The organism is Streptomyces sp. NBC_00454, from assembly GCF_041434015.1.
Taxonomy (GTDB): domain Bacteria; phylum Actinomycetota; class Actinomycetes; order Streptomycetales; family Streptomycetaceae; genus Streptomyces.
The window spans coordinates 34,509-52,393 of the sequence record NZ_CP107907.1 but is presented as its reverse complement, the minus strand read 5'-3'; the positions used below and the strand labels follow the sequence as shown (position 1 = coordinate 52,393).

14 protein-coding genes and 5 pseudogenes are annotated in these 17,885 nt (G+C 69.8%); 10 read left to right on the top strand and 9 right to left on the bottom strand.

Features of this window, described 5'->3' with window-relative positions; translation table 11 throughout:
* Positions 1–32: 32 nt before the first annotated feature.
* From OHU74_RS00255 to OHU74_RS00235, 5 genes and pseudogenes are all read right to left on the bottom strand, one after another.
* Positions 33–608 (bottom strand): TerD family protein, encoded by a 576-nt coding sequence (locus OHU74_RS00255; RefSeq protein WP_371613973.1) that lies wholly within the window; start codon positions 606–608, stop codon positions 33–35.
* 362 nt (positions 609–970) lie between these two features.
* The gene (locus OHU74_RS00250) at positions 971–1,549 is read right to left on the bottom strand and encodes a SigE family RNA polymerase sigma factor (protein ID WP_371613974.1); all 579 of its coding nucleotides are present in this window, start codon (positions 1,547–1,549) and stop codon (positions 971–973) included.
* Positions 1,550–1,786: 237 nt separating this feature from the next.
* The gene (locus OHU74_RS00245) at positions 1,787–3,055 is read right to left on the bottom strand and encodes a cation:proton antiporter (protein ID WP_371613975.1); all 1,269 of its coding nucleotides are present in this window, start codon (positions 3,053–3,055) and stop codon (positions 1,787–1,789) included.
* 110 nt (positions 3,056–3,165) lie between these two features.
* Positions 3,166–4,288 (bottom strand): annotated as a pseudogene (locus OHU74_RS00240) (sensor histidine kinase).
* Positions 4,285–4,953: a response regulator gene (locus OHU74_RS00235; RefSeq protein WP_371613977.1), complete on the bottom strand. Its 669-nt coding sequence runs from the start codon at positions 4,951–4,953 to the stop codon at positions 4,285–4,287. Before OHU74_RS00235 ends, OHU74_RS00240 begins: the two are co-directional and overlap by 4 nt.
* A 375-nt stretch (positions 4,954–5,328) precedes the next feature.
* On the opposite strand from OHU74_RS00235, the gene OHU74_RS00230 reads away from it, so the two are divergent.
* From OHU74_RS00230 to OHU74_RS00220, 3 genes and pseudogenes are all read left to right on the top strand, one after another.
* Complete coding sequence (locus OHU74_RS00230) at positions 5,329–5,733, top strand: ribonuclease domain-containing protein (RefSeq protein WP_371613978.1); 405 nt, start codon at positions 5,329–5,331, stop codon at positions 5,731–5,733.
* 386 nt (positions 5,734–6,119) lie between these two features.
* Positions 6,120–6,734 (top strand): hypothetical protein, encoded by a 615-nt coding sequence (locus OHU74_RS00225; RefSeq protein WP_371613979.1) that lies wholly within the window; start codon positions 6,120–6,122, stop codon positions 6,732–6,734.
* A gap of 474 nt (positions 6,735–7,208) precedes the next feature.
* Positions 7,209–7,714: pseudogene (locus OHU74_RS00220) on the top strand (NUDIX domain-containing protein).
* On the opposite strand, the pseudogene OHU74_RS00215 reads toward OHU74_RS00220, so the two are convergent.
* Positions 7,684–8,448, bottom strand: a pseudogene (locus OHU74_RS00215) (hypothetical protein); the annotation flags it as partial. The pseudogenes OHU74_RS00220 and OHU74_RS00215 sit on opposite strands and share 31 nt — an antisense overlap.
* A gap of 198 nt (positions 8,449–8,646) precedes the next feature.
* On the opposite strand from OHU74_RS00215, the gene OHU74_RS00210 reads away from it, so the two are divergent.
* Positions 8,647–9,270, top strand: a complete 624-nt coding sequence (locus tag OHU74_RS00210; RefSeq protein ID WP_371613980.1) for a hypothetical protein — start codon at positions 8,647–8,649, stop codon at positions 9,268–9,270.
* On the opposite strand, the pseudogene OHU74_RS00205 reads toward OHU74_RS00210, so the two are convergent.
* From OHU74_RS00205 to OHU74_RS00195, 3 genes and pseudogenes are all read right to left on the bottom strand, one after another.
* Positions 9,240–9,745 (bottom strand): annotated as a pseudogene (locus OHU74_RS00205) (NUDIX domain-containing protein). The gene OHU74_RS00210 and the pseudogene OHU74_RS00205 sit on opposite strands and share 31 nt — an antisense overlap.
* 475 nt (positions 9,746–10,220) lie before the next feature.
* Positions 10,221–10,835 carry a hypothetical protein gene (locus tag OHU74_RS00200; protein WP_371613979.1) on the bottom strand — a complete coding sequence of 205 codons (615 nt, stop codon included), beginning with the start codon at positions 10,833–10,835 and terminating at the stop codon, positions 10,221–10,223.
* Positions 10,836–11,221: 386 nt separating this feature from the next.
* Entirely contained in the window at positions 11,222–11,626 is a 405-nt protein-coding gene (locus tag OHU74_RS00195; RefSeq protein WP_371613978.1) for a ribonuclease domain-containing protein, read from the bottom strand.
* Positions 11,627–12,001: 375 nt separating this feature from the next.
* On the opposite strand from OHU74_RS00195, the gene OHU74_RS00190 reads away from it, so the two are divergent.
* From OHU74_RS00190 to OHU74_RS00165, 6 genes and pseudogenes are all read left to right on the top strand, one after another.
* The gene (locus tag OHU74_RS00190; protein ID WP_371613977.1) at positions 12,002–12,670 is read left to right on the top strand and encodes a response regulator; all 669 of its coding nucleotides are present in this window, start codon (positions 12,002–12,004) and stop codon (positions 12,668–12,670) included.
* Positions 12,667–13,791: a sensor histidine kinase gene (locus OHU74_RS00185; RefSeq protein ID WP_371613976.1), complete on the top strand. Its 1,125-nt coding sequence runs from the start codon at positions 12,667–12,669 to the stop codon at positions 13,789–13,791. The genes OHU74_RS00190 and OHU74_RS00185 overlap by 4 nt, the downstream gene beginning before the upstream one ends.
* 110 nt (positions 13,792–13,901) lie before the next feature.
* Positions 13,902–15,170: a cation:proton antiporter gene (locus OHU74_RS00180; protein ID WP_371613975.1), complete on the top strand. Its 1,269-nt coding sequence runs from the start codon at positions 13,902–13,904 to the stop codon at positions 15,168–15,170.
* 237 nt (positions 15,171–15,407) lie between these two features.
* The gene (locus tag OHU74_RS00175; protein ID WP_371613974.1) at positions 15,408–15,986 is read left to right on the top strand and encodes a SigE family RNA polymerase sigma factor; all 579 of its coding nucleotides are present in this window, start codon (positions 15,408–15,410) and stop codon (positions 15,984–15,986) included.
* Positions 15,987–16,349: 363 nt separating this feature from the next.
* Positions 16,350–16,925 (top strand): TerD family protein, encoded by a 576-nt coding sequence (locus OHU74_RS00170; protein WP_371613973.1) that lies wholly within the window; start codon positions 16,350–16,352, stop codon positions 16,923–16,925.
* Between the two features lie 124 nt (positions 16,926–17,049).
* Positions 17,050–17,630: pseudogene (locus OHU74_RS00165) on the top strand (TerD family protein).
* Positions 17,631–17,885 lie beyond the last annotated feature (255 nt).

The following is a 17,885-nucleotide window of genomic DNA, read 5'->3' as shown; positions in this document are numbered from 1 at the left end:
GCGCGGGCGGCGGGGGCTGGGGTGCTCCGGTGTCAGAGACTGACGCCGAAGTCCTGGGCGATGCCGGCCAGGCCGGAGGCGTAACCCTGGCCGACGGCACGGAACTTCCACTCCGCGCCGTTGCGGTACAGCTCGCCGAAAACCATCGCCGTCTCGGTGGCGGCGTCTTCGCTCAGGTCGTAGCGGGCGAGCTCGGCCCCGCCGTTCTCGTTCACCACCCGGATGTATGCCTGCCGCACCTGGCCGAAGTTCTGCGAACGTGCGGTGGCGTCGTGGATGGAGACCGGGAAGACGATCTTCACCACGTCGGCCGGAACGGCCGCGAGGTTCACCTTGACGACCTCGTCGTCTCCCTCACCCTCACCGGTGAGGTTGTCGCCGGTGTGCTCGACCGAACCGTCCGGGCTCTTGAGGTTGTTGTAGAAGACGAAGTGCGAGTCGGAGGGGACTTTGCCGCGCTCGTCGCACAGCAACGCGCTCGCGTCGAGGTCGAAATCGACGCCGGCCGTGGTGCGCACGTCCCAGCCGAGACCGACCAGCACCGCGGTCAGGCCCGGGGCCTCCTTGCTCAGCGATACGTTGCCGCCTTTGGACAGCGAAACACCCATGGGGTTCTCTCCTTGCTCTTGGTGGGATCCGGTCCGGCCCGACGGTGCGGGACGGCGCCGGTGGACACATCTGCGGTGCGGGCGCCGCGAGGTGCGTCACCGCGCGCGGGGCCGGACGGAGGGGATCAGGGGAGGGGGCGTCCGCCGGACGGTCCAGACCGCCCTGGTAGGGGCCGGTCGTCCGGAATCTCTCCTCTTGCGGAACTCCAGACTCAGGTGCCGCCCGGGGTGGCCGGTATCCCACAGGTGTCCGGTTCTCCCCGCCGACCGGCGGGTGCGCCACCCGTCACCCGGCGGGCCAGCGTCAGCAGGCCGGGGCCCAAGGACCCGGGGGCCGGCCACGGTGTGATGGCCGGCCGAGGTCATGCCGCAGCGGACAGCGGTTTCGGGCGGGGCCGCGCGATCCCGCGCCCCGGCGGGCGGGTACCGCCTCCGGCGTGGAAGTGCCGTTCGCGTTCCTCCAGCTCCTCCCGGAGGTGGACCAGCGCCCGGTGCAGGGTGCTCTTGACCGTGCCCGTCGCAAGACCGAGCAGCTGCGCGGTCTCCTCGGTGCTCAGCTCTCCCCAGTGGCGCAGTACGACGATGCTGCGCTGCCGGGGGGTCAGTATGCCGAGGACGTCGAGGAGCAGGGCGCGGTCGGTGTACCGGTCCGTGCTGTCCTCGACGCTGGTGTCGGGGACGTGCGCGGTGAGCACTTCCTCGAACTTGCGGGCCCGCCACCACTCCGTCCGGGTATTGATCATCACCCGGCGCAGGTAGGCGTCCGCGAGGTTCTTGTCGACGATCTGGTCCCACCGGACGAAGGTCTGAGCGAAGGCGGTCTGGAGCAGGTCCTGGGCGTCCACCAGGTCAGGAACCAGGCGGCGGGCCGTGCGCAGCAGCGCGTCCTGCCGGAGCCGTACGTACTCCTCGAAGCGCAGAGCCTCGTTGTCGCTGAACACGTCCGCGTCCTCCTCGTTCCGGGCCGACGTACGCCCGCACAGGTGGAGGGAGAGCGGCCGCCGGAGCCAGGGCGGCGTGGTCGTGCCCTGCCCTGCCCTGCCCTGCAAACTTCGTGCAAGGACAGGTTGTGGAGGTATCCGCCGGGCGTCCGGAGCCCATCCGCCACCTGGCGGAGCGCGCCCCGCCAGGTGGCGGTCCGAGGGGCCGGGCCCCCGGGTCTCAGCCCCGGCGCGGGTTCATGACGCCATCCGCTCCGGGGTCGTGGTCTCAGGGGCCGGCGGAGCAGAGGGCCGGGTGAGCAGGCGGGCGATGGTGGTCGAGCCGATGCCGTGGAGCAGAACGCTGCCGAGCACGGTGAGTGTCGTCGCGTACAGGACGGTGTCCGCGTAGGGCCCGTCGGGGAGGGTGTTGAAGGCGATGAGCCCGAACACGATCGAGGTGGTGCCGCGTGGTCCGAGGGCTCCCACCATGAGCCGTTCGCGCCAGGTGAAGTCCGAGCCGAGGAAGGCGAGCAGGATCGGAACGATGCGCACGACGGTGAGTGCGGCGGCGCAGAGCGCGACGGTGGGCCAGTGGACGCCCTCGCCCAGCGCGAGCACCACGGCGTTTCCGAAGAAGAACCACATGCACATGGTCATGATCGAGTTGGTGTCCTCGATCAGCCGGAAGTCCGAGGCGTCGGGGGCTTGGACGTCTCCTCGCCGGGTCGGGGCCTGCCGGACGTAACGGAAGCCGATGCCACAGACGAACGAGGCCACGAAGCCGTTGCCGCCGGCCGCCACGGTCATGGCGTAGGCGAGCAGCGGTGCGACCAGCACGAGGATCCGGCGTGACTGGTCGGTCATTCGGTGCATCCGGTCGGCCGAGTTCATCAACCACGCCAGCAGTGGCCCCAGCACGATGCCGACGACGAGGGCCTTCGCCGAGGACGGAACCGCCGTGCCCAGTGCCTGCATGGGGGTGTGGGCCTGCGCGGTGGCACCGGCCAGGATCAGGGCGAACAGGAAGATGGGCGACACGATCCCGTCGTTGTAGCCGCTCTCCACGTTGAGGACGTTGCGCACCCGGGCGGCGATGCGCGTGTCGCGGACCAGTGTCTCGGCCGGGGCGAAGTCGGTCGGCACGATGACGCACGCGATCAGCAACAGGAGCACCGCCGGCAGCGCGGGCAGCAGCAGCGAGCCCAGCAGGACCATCGCGGCCAGGCTCAGCGGCAGGGCCACCAGTAGTGCCCGGGCGGCCGCGCCGGGATCCTTGCCGAACAGTCGCCCGCCCGGCAGTTCGGTCGCGTCGACGAACAGCAGGACCGCCAGAATGACCTCGGCCACGTGCTGCGCGACCTCGGAGTTCAAGGTGGCGGCGATCTCGCTCTGGGTGAACAGTCCGGTGATGATCCCCGCGAGGACCAGCACCAGAGGGGCCCTGATGTGCCGCAGCTCCAGCCATCCGGCGACGAGCGACCACCCGGCGGCCGCAGCGGTAATCACGATCACGGTGAAGAGCAAGGGGATTCCTGATTCGGGGCACAGAACGTTGACGGGTTGCGCAGGGAAACCGGACTTCCCGGTGGACGGTGGGCAGTACGCGGTGGGCGGGTCAGTACGCGGTAGGAGGGTCAGTCCGCGCGGGACGGGATGCGTATCCGTACCCGGTAGCCGCCCTCGCCGGTCGGGCCGGACTCGAAGGTGCCGTGCAGGATGTCGGCGCGCTCCCTGAGGCCCAGCAGGCCCAGGTGTGCGCCGGGCAGGGGTAGTGAGGGGCGGGTCGGCGGGCTGTTGGTGACCGTCACGCCGACGGCGTCGCCGTCGTGCCACAGCTCGACGGCCGCTCTGGCTCCGGGGGCGTGTTTGCGGGCGTTGGTCAGTGCTTCCTGCACCGTGCGGTACAGAGCGCGCTGAGCGGGCGTGCCCACAGAGGCCGGGAGATCGCCCGTGAGCTCCGCTTCGATGCCGCTGGACGCCACCAGCCTGCGCAAGTCGGCGAGGGTGGGCTGCGGGGTGAGGTCCGTCGCGGCTCCGCCGGAGGCGCAGCAGCGTGACCATGGTGCGCAGTTCGTCGAGCGTGTCCACGCTCAGGGAGCGGATGGTGCGTGCCGTTTCCCTGCTGTCAGCGTCCTTGGCAGCCACCTGCATGGCTCCGGCCTGAACCGCGATCAGGCTGACCTGGTGGGAGACGACATCGTGCATCTCGCGGGCCAGCTGGGCGCGTTCCCGGGCCAGGACGGCCTGCGTGTGCAGCTCGCGCTCGTGCTCCCTCGCCTCCTCGATCTCCACCAGACGTCGTCCCAAGTCCCTCCGTGCCTGGACCAGCTGGCCCAGCAGGACCGGGGCGGTGGCCGTGGCCAGGTTGTACAGCAAGAAGATCAGGGTCCAGGCCCGGCTGGTCGACGGGTCGTCGTTCAACGGAGCGTGCACAGCCATGGCGACCGCGGACAGGAAGACGCACGTGCCGAGCAGACGACGGTCACGCGAGCGTTCGGCCAGGGTGTACAGGGCGGCGACCGGGGCGACCAGGATGTCCTGGACCACGGCGGCCGGCAGCGTGAGCAGGAAGACGGCCAGCGGGAACCGCCGACGCAGAGCCAGGGCACCGCAGGCGATCGCGGCGAGGGCGAGGCCGAGCGCGGTGTCGTTCCAGAGGCTGAGCCATGCGTCCAGTGCGGCGAGGGCGACCAGACCGGCATCCCGTGCAAGTGGCGGTACCCGATTCCACAGCCGCTTCCCAAGTGCGGCGCTCATCTGCCTTCCCGGCCGGCATCCAGCAGCCCGGCTCGCTGGGCGAGCAGCGCCGCCTGGACCCGGCCGGCCACCCGGAGTTTGGTGAGGATGGCGCTGACATGGTCTTTGACCGTGCCGGTGCCCAGATGCAGACGGGTTCCGATATCGGCGTTGGACAAGCCTTCCGCCAGCAGCACGAGCACGTCCCGCTCCCGGTCGCTCAGCCGCTCCACGCGGGCCGCCTCCTCGTCCACGGCCGCAAGCCCCCCGGCAGCAGGATGCGTGCGCAGCAGGCTCCGGGAGGCCTTGGAGGACATCACCACTCCGCCGTCGGCCAAGGTCCTGACCAACTGGGGGAGGTGATCCGGTTCGGTGTCCTTGAGGAGGAAACCGGCCGCGCCCGAGTGGAGGGCAGTGAGGACGTACTCGTCGGTGTCGAAGGTGGTCAGCATCGCCACGACAGGGGGATCGGGCAGGGCGCGCAGCTGAGCCAGAACCGTGAGGCCGTCCACGTCCGGCATCCGGATATCCAGCAGGACGACATCCGGACGGTGTTCCCGCACCGTGTCCAGGGCGTCCCCGCCCGACGCCGTGGCGACGACCTCGATGTCGTCTGCCGCACCCAGGATGAGGCCGAAACCGGATCGGACCAGCGCCTCGTCATCCACCACCACTACCCGAATCACGTGCGTCGCACCCCGTCGTCAATCGATCCCCGTCGTGGCTGACCCTAAGGTCCCCTCGCCGTCCCCGGCGACGTCGCGAGCCCGGTTCCAGCCGGTCGGGGGGTCCGTTCCCGCCAGTCGGCGGAGGTGTCGGCACGTGTCGATACCGCGCTGACCGGCAGGTTTCCAGCCTGGGGCGGGAACGTGAGACATCGATGCGACGGCCTTCTGCGACTCCCAGGTGCGGATCACGCGGGGCGGGCGCCTGTGGCGGCCCGGTTCCCACCCCTTCCCGAAAGTCCCCGGCGGCGCACATCGCCCGTCGATTCGAATGGTGAAAAAATCAACAACTTTGGTATTGACGTGCCCATGTCTACGCGCGTCATCATGAGGCCCATGCAGATCCCCCCACGCATTCTCGCCCTCGGTGGCGCCGTCGCCGTCGCCACTGCCCTCCTCGTCGGGCCCACCGCCACCGCGGCCCCCGCCTCATCAACTTCGGCCCTCATCAAGGCTGTTGGAAACATCTGCTACTCCGCGCTGCCCACCCAGGCGCACGACACCCTGAACCTCATCGACGCGGGCGGCCCTTTCCCGTACTCGCAGGACGGCGTCGTCTTCCAGAACCGTGAGCGCGTGCTGCCCAGCCAGAACAGGGGCTACTACCACGAGTACACGGTCATCACCCCGGGCTCCCCGACTCGCGGCGCGCGCCGCATCGTCACCGGTCGGCAGAGCCGGGAGGACCACTACACGGCCGACCACTACGCCACGTTCAAGCGGGTCAACTTCAGCTGCTGAGTCCGGAGTTCGCCCGCTCCCGCGATACGTCGACCGTCCGCTCCCGGTGGGTTGATGTGCTTGAGAGCCTGCCTGAAGCGGCGAAGAGTGTTCAGAATCGGTGGTGTCGAAGCCCGTTCGACCCCGGCGGTCGCCGTGCACACCGATCTGGACACTCTCCTCATTGCGCGGTACATCGAGCCGGCCCCCGGACAGTTGGCTTCGCCTGGCCCCGGCCGGCTCATCCATTCGGCCGATATAGAGGCCCGAAGGCACAGGACCAAGGGCACGACGGTCAAGGCCTTTTGCCGCAGGGGCCGCCCCGGGCACTACGACAGCCTTGTCGAGGTCGCGCTCCGAACGGGTGCGACCGTTTCGCCCCCGACAACCCAAAGGCTGCCCACCCCATGCACTTTTTCCGTTCCAGCGTCCTCCGCCGCCGGGGCACTGCTGCCCTGCTCGCCACCACCGCCGTCGCCGGCATCTGCGTGGCCGCGGCCGCTCCCGCCTCCGCGGCGTACGGCGGCGACTACGGCGACGCCTGGGTCAACAACTACGGCGGCGGCTACGCCGGCAACTGGACCGACACCTACAACAAGGACTACGGCAAGCCCTGGGGCGGCGGCGTACCCGCCAAGAAGCAGACGGCCGATGTACGCGTCACCGCCTCCGGCCCCTCCCACATAGACCACAACGAAGAGCGGCTGTGGCAGGTGGAGATCACCAACGCGGGCAAGGCCACCGCCCAGCAGGTCCGCTCGACCACGACCATGCCCAACGGCATCGATCACCGCGCCCACCGCATCAGCCAGGGCACTGCCGACGCTCACCTCGTCGACGGCAACCGCATCGAGGTCCGCATCGGCGCGCTCAAGCCGGGCGAGACCGTGCGCCTGCAGATCGCCGGCCGTGGCCCCTCGTACGGCGGCGGCAACGTCCAGCTCACCACCAAGGCCACCACCACGTCCACCGAGTCGCACACGGGCAACAACACCGCCACCGTACTGACGCGCATCGCCTGACGGACCACGTGGCGGAGCTGACCGTCGCACCCGTCTGCACCCGGCGGTCGCTACGCGGGCAGCGGGCGGTCCTGTACGGCCCGAACCAATCCCCTCAGCCCCCTCCAGGCGAGGGCGGGTACGCCCTGCCGGAATTGCAGAGTTACCCCTCTTTGGGGAGGCGGTGCTGGCTCCCGTGCTGGTCGGGTGCTGAGTACGCGGCTGTGAACGAGGTCGGGCGAAGCCCACATCGACGCCGTCAGCACAGGAGATGACGCCCGGCTGTCGCCATTTCTGGAGCCAAGGCTCGCTTGCAGACTGTGCAGCGCAGGGCGCCTGGCGGCAGTCGAGGTGCCGGCAGTGGCTTCGGGCGTCGGTCGGCCTCCTCGCGTCGCTGCTGTGCCTCGCGCAGCTGGCGGGCGTACCGCGCCGCGCTCTGTCAACTCGCCGGATCCCAGGTTCCTCCACAACCCGGCAGCACCCCCTGAACGTCCGATCTACGAAAACAAGTGGGCGAACCTGTGGCTCACCGACATCGAGACGCCGGACGGGCACCGCTGGGAACACCACGTCGTCAAGCTCCGCCACCTGGCCGTGGCCGCTGTGATCAACGACCGCCAAGAGGTCCTCTGATGATGTGGCGTCACCGCTTCATCACGGACGCGTGGGCCTGGGAGCTGCCCATGGGCTCGGTCGAGGCGGACGAGACTCCCGGCGAGGCCGCCGCCCGTGGAGTCCTCGAAGAGACCGGCAGGCGTCCGGGCCCGATGAAGCCGCTGGTCTACGCCGAACCGGCGAACGGCATCACGGACTCGCAGCACCACCTGTTCCGCGCGGACGGCGCCACCTACGACGGGCCGCCGACCGAGAAGAACGAGTCGGACCGGATCGAGTGGATCCCGCTGGCGAACATCCGGGGCATGATCGACCGCCGCGAGATCGTCAGCAGCGGCTCCCTCGTCAGCCTCCTCTACGTCCTGATGGACGAAGGGGTTCGCTGACCCTGCGGGGGAAGCACTGCTCGTAGACGTGCCTCGAAGGCAACCGCGGCCGGCACCTCGCGATAGGGCGCAAGCTGCTCGTAGAACTCGTGAAGGTGCCCGGTCACCCGCTCCGACGACACGGCTGCGGCGGGCACCAGCGCCTCGATCGCCGTGTGGCACGCCTGGTCGACCTTGCCCCGCTGGAGCTGCGTACGGCCCAGCCAGAAGGCGTGGAACGCCCGACCCCGCTGGTTCGCCGACTCCTCCCGTGCCAGAGCATCCGCGATCAACGGTTCGGCAATCGCCGCCTCGCCAAGACGGCCGTGCGCGATGCCCGTGTCCACGATGAGCTTCGGCTCATCGAAGTACGTCACCCATGCCGGGTCCGGGTCGCCGGCGGTGATCCGGCCGTACTGACTGTGCGCCTCGGAGATCGCGATGTGGGTCGCCGTCCGGTCACCGAAGGTCGCGTGGGCGAACGCCTCACGCATGGCCAGCATGGCCCGGACTCTCGGCGTCGCACCGATGGCCGCTCGGGCCTGATCTTGGGCAGCAGACACCAGGGCCAGCGCATCCGCCGGCTTGTCCTGGTAGGTCGCTTGCAGGCTCATGCACGCCAGCACGTTCAGTAGCCCTTCGACGTATCGCAGCTGGCCGACGACGGCAGGCCGGAGCGTCTCGCCGCCGTGCCCGTCGTCGCGACGCCAGTAGTCCTCGATCGAAGAACGGAGGGCGTGCAGTGTGGATGGGCTCGGCCGATCCCGGCGCGCCCGCCCAACAGGAGGGGCGCAGGCGCGCCGGACCAACCCGGAGCCCATCCACCGCACGCCCTCCGTTCTTCGATCGAGGACTACTGGCGTCGCGACGACGGGCACGGCGGCGAGATCGCCCGGCCTGCCGTCGTCGGGCCAGCGCGCGCTCGAAGTGGCTGCTGACGGTGCTGGCGTGCCATGAGCCTGCAAGCGACCTACCAGGACAAGCCGGCGGATGCGCTGGCCCTGGTGTCTGCCGCCCAAGATCAGGCCCGAGCGGCCATCGGTGCGACGCCGAGAGTCCGGGCCATGCTGGCCATGCGTGAGGCGTTCGCCCACGCGACCTTCGGTGACCGGACGGCGACCCACATCGCGATCTCCGAGGCGCACAGTCAGTACGGCCGGATCACCGCCGGCGACCCGGACCCGGCATGGGTGACGTACTTCGATGAGCCGAAGCTCATCGTGGACACGGGCATCGCGCACGGCCGTCTTGGCGAGGCGGCGATTGCCGAACCGTTGATCGCGGATGCTCTGGCACGGGAGGAGTCGGCGAACCAGCGGGGTCGGGCGTTCCACGCCTTCTGGCTGGGCCGTACGCAGCTCCAGCGGGGCAAGGTCGACCAGGCGTGCCACACGGCGATCGAGGCGCTGGTGCCCGCCGCAGCCGTGTCGTCGGAGCGGGTGACCGGGCACCTTCACGAGTTCTACGAGCAGCTTGCGCCCTATCGCGAGGTGCCGGCCGCGGTTGCCTTCGAGGCACGTCTACGAGCAGTGCTTCCCCCGCAGGGTCAGCGAACCCCTTCGTCCATCAGGACGTAGAGGAGGCTGACGAGGGAGCCGCTGCTGACGATCTCGCGGCGGTCGATCATGCCCCGGATGTTCGCCAGCGGGATCCACTCGATCCGGTCCGACTCGTTCTTCTCGGTCGGCGGCCCGTCGTAGGTGGCGCCGTCCGCGCGGAACAGGTGGTGCTGCGAGTCCGTGATGCCGTTCGCCGGTTCGGCGTAGACCAGCGGCTTCATCGGGCCCGGACGCCTGCCGGTCTCTTCGAGGACTCCACGGGCGGCGGCCTCGCCGGGAGTCTCGTCCGCCTCGACCGAGCCCATGGGCAGCTCCCAGGCCCACGCGTCCGTGATGAAGCGGTGACGCCACATCATCAGAGGACCTCTTGGCGGTCGTTGATCACAGCGGCCACGGCCAGGTGGCGGAGCTTGACGACGTGGTGTTCCCAGCGGTGCCCGTCCGGCGTCTCGATGTCGGTGAGCCACAGGTTCGCCCACTTGTTTTCGTAGATCGGACGTTCAGGGGGTGCTGCCGGGTTGTGGAGGAACCTGGGATCCGGCGAGTTGACAGAGCGCGGCGCGGTACGCCCGCCAGCTGCGCGAGGCACAGCAGCGACGCGAGGAGGCCGACCGACGCCCGAAGCCACTGCCGGCACCTCGACTGCCGCCAGGCGCCCTGCGCTGCACAGTCTGCAAGCGAGCCTTGGCTCCAGAAATGGCGACAGCCGGGCGTCATCTCCTGTGCTGACGGCGTCGATGTGGGCTTCGCCCGACCTCGTTCACAGCCGCGTACTCAGCACCCGACCAGCACGGGAGCCAGCACCGCCTCCCCAAAAGAGGGGTAACTCTGCAATTCCGGCAGGGCGTACCCGCCCTCGCCTGGAGGGGGCTGAGGGGATTGGTTCGGGCCGTACAGGACCGCCCGCTGCCCGCGTAGCGACCGCCGGGTGCAGACGGGTGCGACGGTCAGCTCCGCCACGTGGTCCGTCAGGCGATGCGCGTCAGTACGGTGGCGGTGTTGTTGCCCGTGTGCGACTCGGTGGACGTGGTGGTGGCCTTGGTGGTGAGCTGGACGTTGCCGCCGCCGTACGAGGGGCCACGGCCGGCGATCTGCAGGCGCACGGTCTCGCCCGGCTTGAGCGCGCCGATGCGGACCTCGATGCGGTTGCCGTCGACGAGGTGAGCGTCGGCAGTGCCCTGGCTGATGCGGTGGGCGCGGTGATCGATGCCGTTGGGCATGGTCGTGGTCGAGCGGACCTGCTGGGCGGTGGCCTTGCCCGCGTTGGTGATCTCCACCTGCCACAGCCGCTCTTCGTTGTGGTCTATGTGGGAGGGGCCGGAGGCGGTGACGCGTACATCGGCCGTCTGCTTCTTGGCGGGTACGCCGCCGCCCCAGGGCTTGCCGTAGTCCTTGTTGTAGGTGTCGGTCCAGTTGCCGGCGTAGCCGCCGCCGTAGTTGTTGACCCAGGCGTCGCCGTAGTCGCCGCCGTACGCCGCGGAGGCGGGAGCGGCCGCGGCCACGCAGATGCCGGCGACGGCGGTGGTGGCGAGCAGGGCAGCAGTGCCCCGGCGGCGGAGGACGCTGGAACGGAAAAAGTGCATGGGGTGGGCAGCCTTTGGGTTGTCGGGGGCGAAACGGTCGCACCCGTTCGGAGCGCGACCTCGACAAGGCTGTCGTAGTGCCCGGGGCGGCCCCTGCGGCAAAAGGCCTTGACCGTCGTGCCCTTGGTCCTGTGCCTTCGGGCCTCTATATCGGCCGAATGGATGAGCCGGCCGGGGCCAGGCGAAGCCAACTGTCCGGGGGCCGGCTCGATGTACCGCGCAATGAGGAGAGTGTCCAGATCGGTGTGCACGGCGACCGCCGGGGTCGAACGGGCTTCGACACCACCGATTCTGAACACTCTTCGCCGCTTCAGGCAGGCTCTCAAGCACATCAACCCACCGGGAGCGGACGGTCGACGTATCGCGGGAGCGGGCGAACTCCGGACTCAGCAGCTGAAGTTGACCCGCTTGAACGTGGCGTAGTGGTCGGCCGTGTAGTGGTCCTCCCGGCTCTGCCGACCGGTGACGATGCGGCGCGCGCCGCGAGTCGGGGAGCCCGGGGTGATGACCGTGTACTCGTGGTAGTAGCCCCTGTTCTGGCTGGGCAGCACGCGCTCACGGTTCTGGAAGACGACGCCGTCCTGCGAGTACGGGAAAGGGCCGCCCGCGTCGATGAGGTTCAGGGTGTCGTGCGCCTGGGTGGGCAGCGCGGAGTAGCAGATGTTTCCAACAGCCTTGATGAGGGCCGAAGTTGATGAGGCGGGGGCCGCGGTGGCGGTGGGCCCGACGAGGAGGGCAGTGGCGACGGCGACGGCGCCACCGAGGGCGAGAATGCGTGGGGGGATCTGCATGGGCCTCATGATGACGCGCGTAGACATGGGCACGTCAATACCAAAGTTGTTGATTTTTTCACCATTCGAATCGACGGGCGATGTGCGCCGCCGGGGACTTTCGGGAAGGGGTGGGAACCGGGCCGCCACAGGCGCCCGCCCCGCGTGATCCGCACCTGGGAGTCGCAGAAGGCCGTCGCATCGATGTCTCACGTTCCCGCCCCAGGCTGGAAACCTGCCGGTCAGCGCGGTATCGACACGTGCCGACACCTCCGCCGACTGGCGGGAACGGACCCCCCGACCGGCTGGAACCGGGCTCGCGACGTCGCCGGGGACGGCGAGGGGACCTTAGGGTCAGCCACGACGGGGATCGATTGACGACGGGGTGCGACGCACGTGATTCGGGTAGTGGTGGTGGATGACGAGGCGCTGGTCCGATCCGGTTTCGGCCTCATCCTGGGTGCGGCAGACGACATCGAGGTCGTCGCCACGGCGTCGGGCGGGGACGCCCTGGACACGGTGCGGGAACACCGTCCGGATGTCGTCCTGCTGGATATCCGGATGCCGGACGTGGACGGCCTCACGGTTCTGGCTCAGCTGCGCGCCCTGCCCGATCCCCCTGTCGTGGCGATGCTGACCACCTTCGACACCGACGAGTACGTCCTCACTGCCCTCCACTCGGGCGCGGCCGGTTTCCTCCTCAAGGACACCGAACCGGATCACCTCCCCCAGTTGGTCAGGACCTTGGCCGACGGCGGAGTGGTGATGTCCTCCAAGGCCTCCCGGAGCCTGCTGCGCACGCATCCTGCTGCCGGGGGGCTTGCGGCCGTGGACGAGGAGGCGGCCCGCGTGGAGCGGCTGAGCGACCGGGAGCGGGACGTGCTCGTGCTGCTGGCGGAAGGCTTGTCCAACGCCGATATCGGAACCCGTCTGCATCTGGGCACCGGCACGGTCAAAGACCATGTCAGCGCCATCCTCACCAAACTCCGGGTGGCCGGCCGGGTCCAGGCGGCGCTGCTCGCCCAGCGAGCCGGGCTGCTGGATGCCGGCCGGGAAGGCAGATGAGCGCCGCACTTGGGAAGCGGCTGTGGAATCGGGTACCGCCACTTGCACGGGATGCCGGTCTGGTCGCCCTCGCCGCACTGGACGCATGGCTCAGCCTCTGGAACGACACCGCGCTCGGCCTCGCCCTCGCCGCGATCGCCTGCGGTGCCCTGGCTCTGCGTCGGCGGTTCCCGCTGGCCGTCTTCCTGCTCACGCTGCCGGCCGCCGTGGTCCAGGACATCCTGGTCGCCCCGGTCGCCGCCCTGTACACCCTGGCCGAACGCTCGCGTGACCGTCGTCTGCTCGGCACGTGCGTCTTCCTGTCCGCGGTCGCCATGGCTGTGCACGCTCCGTTGAACGACGACCCGTCGACCAGCCGGGCCTGGACCCTGATCTTCTTGCTGTACAACCTGGCCACGGCCACCGCCCCGGTCCTGCTGGGCCAGCTGGTCCAGGCACGGAGGGACTTGGGACGACGTCTGGTGGAGATCGAGGAGGCGAGGGAGCACGAGCGCGAGCTGCACACGCAGGCCGTCCTGGCCCGGGAACGCGCCCAGCTGGCCCGCGAGATGCACGATGTCGTCTCCCACCAGGTCAGCCTGATCGCGGTTCAGGCCGGAGCCATGCAGGTGGCTGCCAAGGACGCTGACAGCAGGGAAACGGCACGCACCATCCGCTCCCTGAGCGTGGACACGCTCGACGAACTGCGCACCATGGTCACGCTGCTGCGCGCCTCCGGCGGAGCCGCGACGGACCTCACCCCGCAGCCCACCCTCGCCGACTTGCGCAGGCTGGTGGCGTCCAGCGGCATCGAAGCGGAGCTCACGGGCGATCTCCCGGCCTCTGTGGGCACGCCCGCTCAGCGCGCTCTGTACCGCACGGTGCAGGAAGCACTGACCAACGCCCGCAAACACGCCCCCGGAGCCAGAGCGGCCGTCGAGCTGTGGCACGACGGCGACGCCGTCGGCGTGACGGTCACCAACAGCCCGCCGACCCGCCCCTCACTACCCCTGCCCGGCGCACACCTGGGCCTGCTGGGCCTCAGGGAGCGCGCCGACATCCTGCACGGCACCTTCGAGTCCGGCCCGACCGGCGAGGGCGGCTACCGGGTACGGATACGCATCCCGTCCCGCGCGGACTGACCCTCCTACCGCGTACTGACCCGCCCACCGCGTACTGCCCACCGTCCACCGGGAAGTCCGGTTTCCCTGCGCAACCCGTCAACGTTCTGTGCCCCGAATCAGGAATCCCCTTGCTCTTCACCGTGATCGTGATTACCGCTGCGGCCGCCGGGTGGTCGCTCGTCGCCGGATGGCTGGAGCTGCGGCACATCAGGGCCCCTCTGGTGCTGGTCCTCGCGGGGATCATCACCGGACTGTTCACCCAGAGCGAGATCGCCGCCACCTTGAACTCCGAGGTCGCGCAGCACGTGGCCGAGGTCATTCTGGCGGTCCTGCTGTTCGTCGACGCGACCGAACTGCCGGGCGGGCGACTGTTCGGCAAGGATCCCGGCGCGGCCGCCCGGGCACTACTGGTGGCCCTGCCGCTGAGCCTGGCCGCGATGGTCCTGCTGGGCTCGCTGCTGCTGCCCGCGCTGCCGGCGGTGCTCCTGTTGCTGATCGCGTGCGTCATCGTGCCGACCGACTTCGCCCCGGCCGAGACACTGGTCCGCGACACGCGCATCGCCGCCCGGGTGCGCAACGTCCTCAACGTGGAGAGCGGCTACAACGACGGGATCGTGTCGCCCATCTTCCTGTTCGCCCTGATCCTGGCCGGTGCCACCGCGCAGGCCCACACCCCCATGCAGGCACTGGGCACGGCGGTTCCGTCCTCGGCGAAGGCCCTCGTCGTCGGCATCGTGCTGGGGCCACTGCTGGCGTGGTTGATGAACTCGGCCGACCGGATGCACCGAATGACCGACCAGTCACGCCGGATCCTCGTGCTGGTCGCACCGCTGCTCGCCTACGCCATGACCGTGGCGGCCGGCGGCAACGGCTTCGTGGCCTCGTTCGTCTGTGGCATCGGCTTCCGTTACGTCCGGCAGGCCCCGACCCGGCGAGGAGACGTCCAAGCCCCCGACGCCTCGGACTTCCGGCTGATCGAGGACACCAACTCGATCATGACCATGTGCATGTGGTTCTTCTTCGGAAACGCCGTGGTGCTCGCGCTGGGCGAGGGCGTCCACTGGCCCACCGTCGCGCTCTGCGCCGCCGCACTCACCGTCGTGCGCATCGTTCCGATCCTGCTCGCCTTCCTCGGCTCGGACTTCACCTGGCGCGAACGGCTCATGGTGGGAGCCCTCGGACCACGCGGCACCACCTCGATCGTGTTCGGGCTCATCGCCTTCAACACCCTCCCCGACGGGCCCTACGCGGACACCGTCCTGTACGCGACGACACTCACCGTGCTCGGCAGCGTTCTGCTCCACGGCATCGGCTCGACCACCATCGCCCGCCTGCTCACCCGGCCCTCTGCTCCGCCGGCCCCTGAGACCACGACCCCGGAGCGGATGGCGTCATGAACCCGCGCCGGGGCTGAGACCCGGGGGCCCGGCCCCTCGGACCGCCACCTGGCGGGGCGCGCTCCGCCAGGTGGCGGATGGGCTCCGGACGCCCGGCGGATACCTCCACAACCTGTCCTTGCACGAAGTTTGCAGGGCAGGGCAGGGCAGGGCACGACCACGCCGCCCTGGCTCCGGCGGCCGCTCTCCCTCCACCTGTGCGGGCGTACGTCGGCCCGGAACGAGGAGGACGCGGACGTGTTCAGCGACAACGAGGCTCTGCGCTTCGAGGAGTACGTACGGCTCCGGCAGGACGCGCTGCTGCGCACGGCCCGCCGCCTGGTTCCTGACCTGGTGGACGCCCAGGACCTGCTCCAGACCGCCTTCGCTCAGACCTTCGTCCGGTGGGACCAGATCGTCGACAAGAACCTCGCGGACGCCTACCTGCGCCGGGTGATGATCAATACCCGGACGGAGTGGTGGCGGGCCCGCAAGTTCGAGGAAGTGCTCACCGCGCACGTCCCCGACACCAGCGTCGAGGACAGCACGGACCGGTACACCGACCGCGCCCTGCTCCTCGACGTCCTCGGCATACTGACCCCCCGGCAGCGCAGCATCGTCGTACTGCGCCACTGGGGAGAGCTGAGCACCGAGGAGACCGCGCAGCTGCTCGGTCTTGCGACGGGCACGGTCAAGAGCACCCTGCACCGGGCGCTGGTCCACCTCCGGGAGGAGCTGGAGGAACGCGAACGGCACTTCCACGCCGGAGGCGGTACCCGCCCGCCGGGGCGCGGGATCGCGCGGCCCCGCCCGAAACCGCTGTCCGCTGCGGCATGACCTCGGCCGGCCATCACACCGTGGCCGGCCCCCGGGTCCTTGGGCCCCGGCCTGCTGACGCTGGCCCGCCGGGTGACGGGTGGCGCACTCCGCCGGTCGGCGGGGAGAACCGGACACCTGTGGGATACCGGCCACCCCGGGCGGCACCTGAGTCTGGAGTTCCGCAAGAGGAGAGATTCCGGACGACCGGCCCCTACCAGGGCGGTCTGGACCGTCCGGCGGACGCCCCCTCCCCTGATCCCCTCCGTCCGGCCCCGCGCGCGGTGACGCACCTCGCGGCGCCCGCACCGCAGATGTGTCCACCGGCGCCGTCCCGCACCGTCGGGCCGGACCGGATCCCACCAAGAGCAAGGAGAGAACCCCATGGGTGTTTCGCTGTCCAAAGGCGGCAACGTATCGCTGAGCAAGGAGGCCCCGGGCCTGACCGCGGTGCTGGTCGGTCTCGGCTGGGACGTGCGCACCACGGCCGGCGTCGATTTCGACCTCGACGCGAGCGCGTTGCTGTGCGACGAGCGCGGCAAAGTCCCCTCCGACTCGCACTTCGTCTTCTACAACAACCTCAAGAGCCCGGACGGTTCGGTCGAGCACACCGGCGACAACCTCACCGGTGAGGGTGAGGGAGACGACGAGGTCGTCAAGGTGAACCTCGCGGCCGTTCCGGCCGACGTGGTGAAGATCGTCTTCCCGGTCTCCATCCACGACGCCACCGCACGTTCGCAGAACTTCGGCCAGGTGCGGCAGGCATACATCCGGGTGGTGAACGAGAACGGCGGGGCCGAGCTCGCCCGCTACGACCTGAGCGAAGACGCCGCCACCGAGACGGCGATGGTTTTCGGCGAGCTGTACCGCAACGGCGCGGAGTGGAAGTTCCGTGCCGTCGGCCAGGGTTACGCCTCCGGCCTGGCCGGCATCGCCCAGGACTTCGGCGTCAGTCTCTGACACCGGAGCACCCCAGCCCCCGCCGCCCGCGCCGTCCACGCGGAATCCCTCCGCGTGCGGGCGGCGGGCCCCACCGGGCCGCCGCAACCGTCTGGCCCCACCCCCATCAATCCCGGGAGCCTTCATGTCCGTAAACCTCGCCAAAGGCCAGACGATCAGCCTGGCCAAGTCCGACGCGACCCCCCTCATCCGGGTGCGCATGGGCCTGGGCTGGCAGGCAGCCCAACGCAAGGGGTTCCTCGGAAAACTGATCGGGCCCAAGGAGATCGACCTCGACGCCTCCGCACTGATGTACTCGGGCCGGGAGATGCTGGAGGTCGTCTACTTCAACTACCTGGTCAGCTCCTACGGCGCGGTGAGGCACTCCGGCGACAACCGCACCGGCGGCGACGGCCCGGGGACGACGAAGCCATCACCGTCGATTTCACACGGGTCCCCCCGGAGGTCGACCAGATCGTCTTCACCGTGAACTCCTTCACCGGGGCGACCTTCGGCGAGGTCGGACACGCCTACTGCCGGTTGGTGGACGACACCACGGGCCTCGAACTCGCCCGCTACACCCTGTCCGGCGGGGGCTCCCACACCGCCCAGATCATGGCCAAGGTCGTCCGCCTGCCCGAGGGCTGGCAGTTGGCCGCCATCGGCGAACCCGCGGCCGGGGCAACCTTCCAGGAGCTTCTACCCGCCATCGACCGCTACCTGTGACCTGCGATAGACGGGCTGGGCGCTGGAGGACGGCGGGGCGATGCGCACGCCTTGCGCATCGCCCCGCCGACGACGCCCGATCCTGCCGGACCGGTCGGGACACGGTCCCGCCGGTCGGCGGGGTGGTCACCGCCGACCGGCGGGGCCGTTGCCGAAGCCTGCCGGATGGCCCGACTCCTGGCGTCACCGCGAGATTCTCCCTATGACACAGATGCAGCCGCCCCTGGAGACGTCGCCGCCTGAGCCTCGAACCCT

Excerpts from the sequence above, each read along its gene's own strand:
- OHU74_RS00210 (WP_371613980.1), top strand. The coding sequence starts at position 8,647 with ATGAGCCTGCAAGCGACCTACCAGGACAAGCCGGCGGATGCGCTGGCC.
- OHU74_RS00200 (WP_371613979.1), bottom strand. The coding sequence starts at position 10,835 with ATGCACTTTTTCCGTTCCAGCGTCCTCCGCCGCCGGGGCACTGCTGCC.
- OHU74_RS00185 (WP_371613976.1), top strand. The coding sequence starts at position 12,667 with ATGAGCGCCGCACTTGGGAAGCGGCTGTGGAATCGGGTACCGCCACTT.
- OHU74_RS00230 (WP_371613978.1), top strand. The coding sequence starts at position 5,329 with ATGCAGATCCCCCCACGCATTCTCGCCCTCGGTGGCGCCGTCGCCGTC.
- OHU74_RS00195 (WP_371613978.1), bottom strand. The coding sequence starts at position 11,626 with ATGCAGATCCCCCCACGCATTCTCGCCCTCGGTGGCGCCGTCGCCGTC.
- OHU74_RS00170 (WP_371613973.1), top strand. The coding sequence starts at position 16,350 with ATGGGTGTTTCGCTGTCCAAAGGCGGCAACGTATCGCTGAGCAAGGAG.
- OHU74_RS00225 (WP_371613979.1), top strand. The coding sequence starts at position 6,120 with ATGCACTTTTTCCGTTCCAGCGTCCTCCGCCGCCGGGGCACTGCTGCC.
- OHU74_RS00255 (WP_371613973.1), bottom strand. The coding sequence starts at position 608 with ATGGGTGTTTCGCTGTCCAAAGGCGGCAACGTATCGCTGAGCAAGGAG.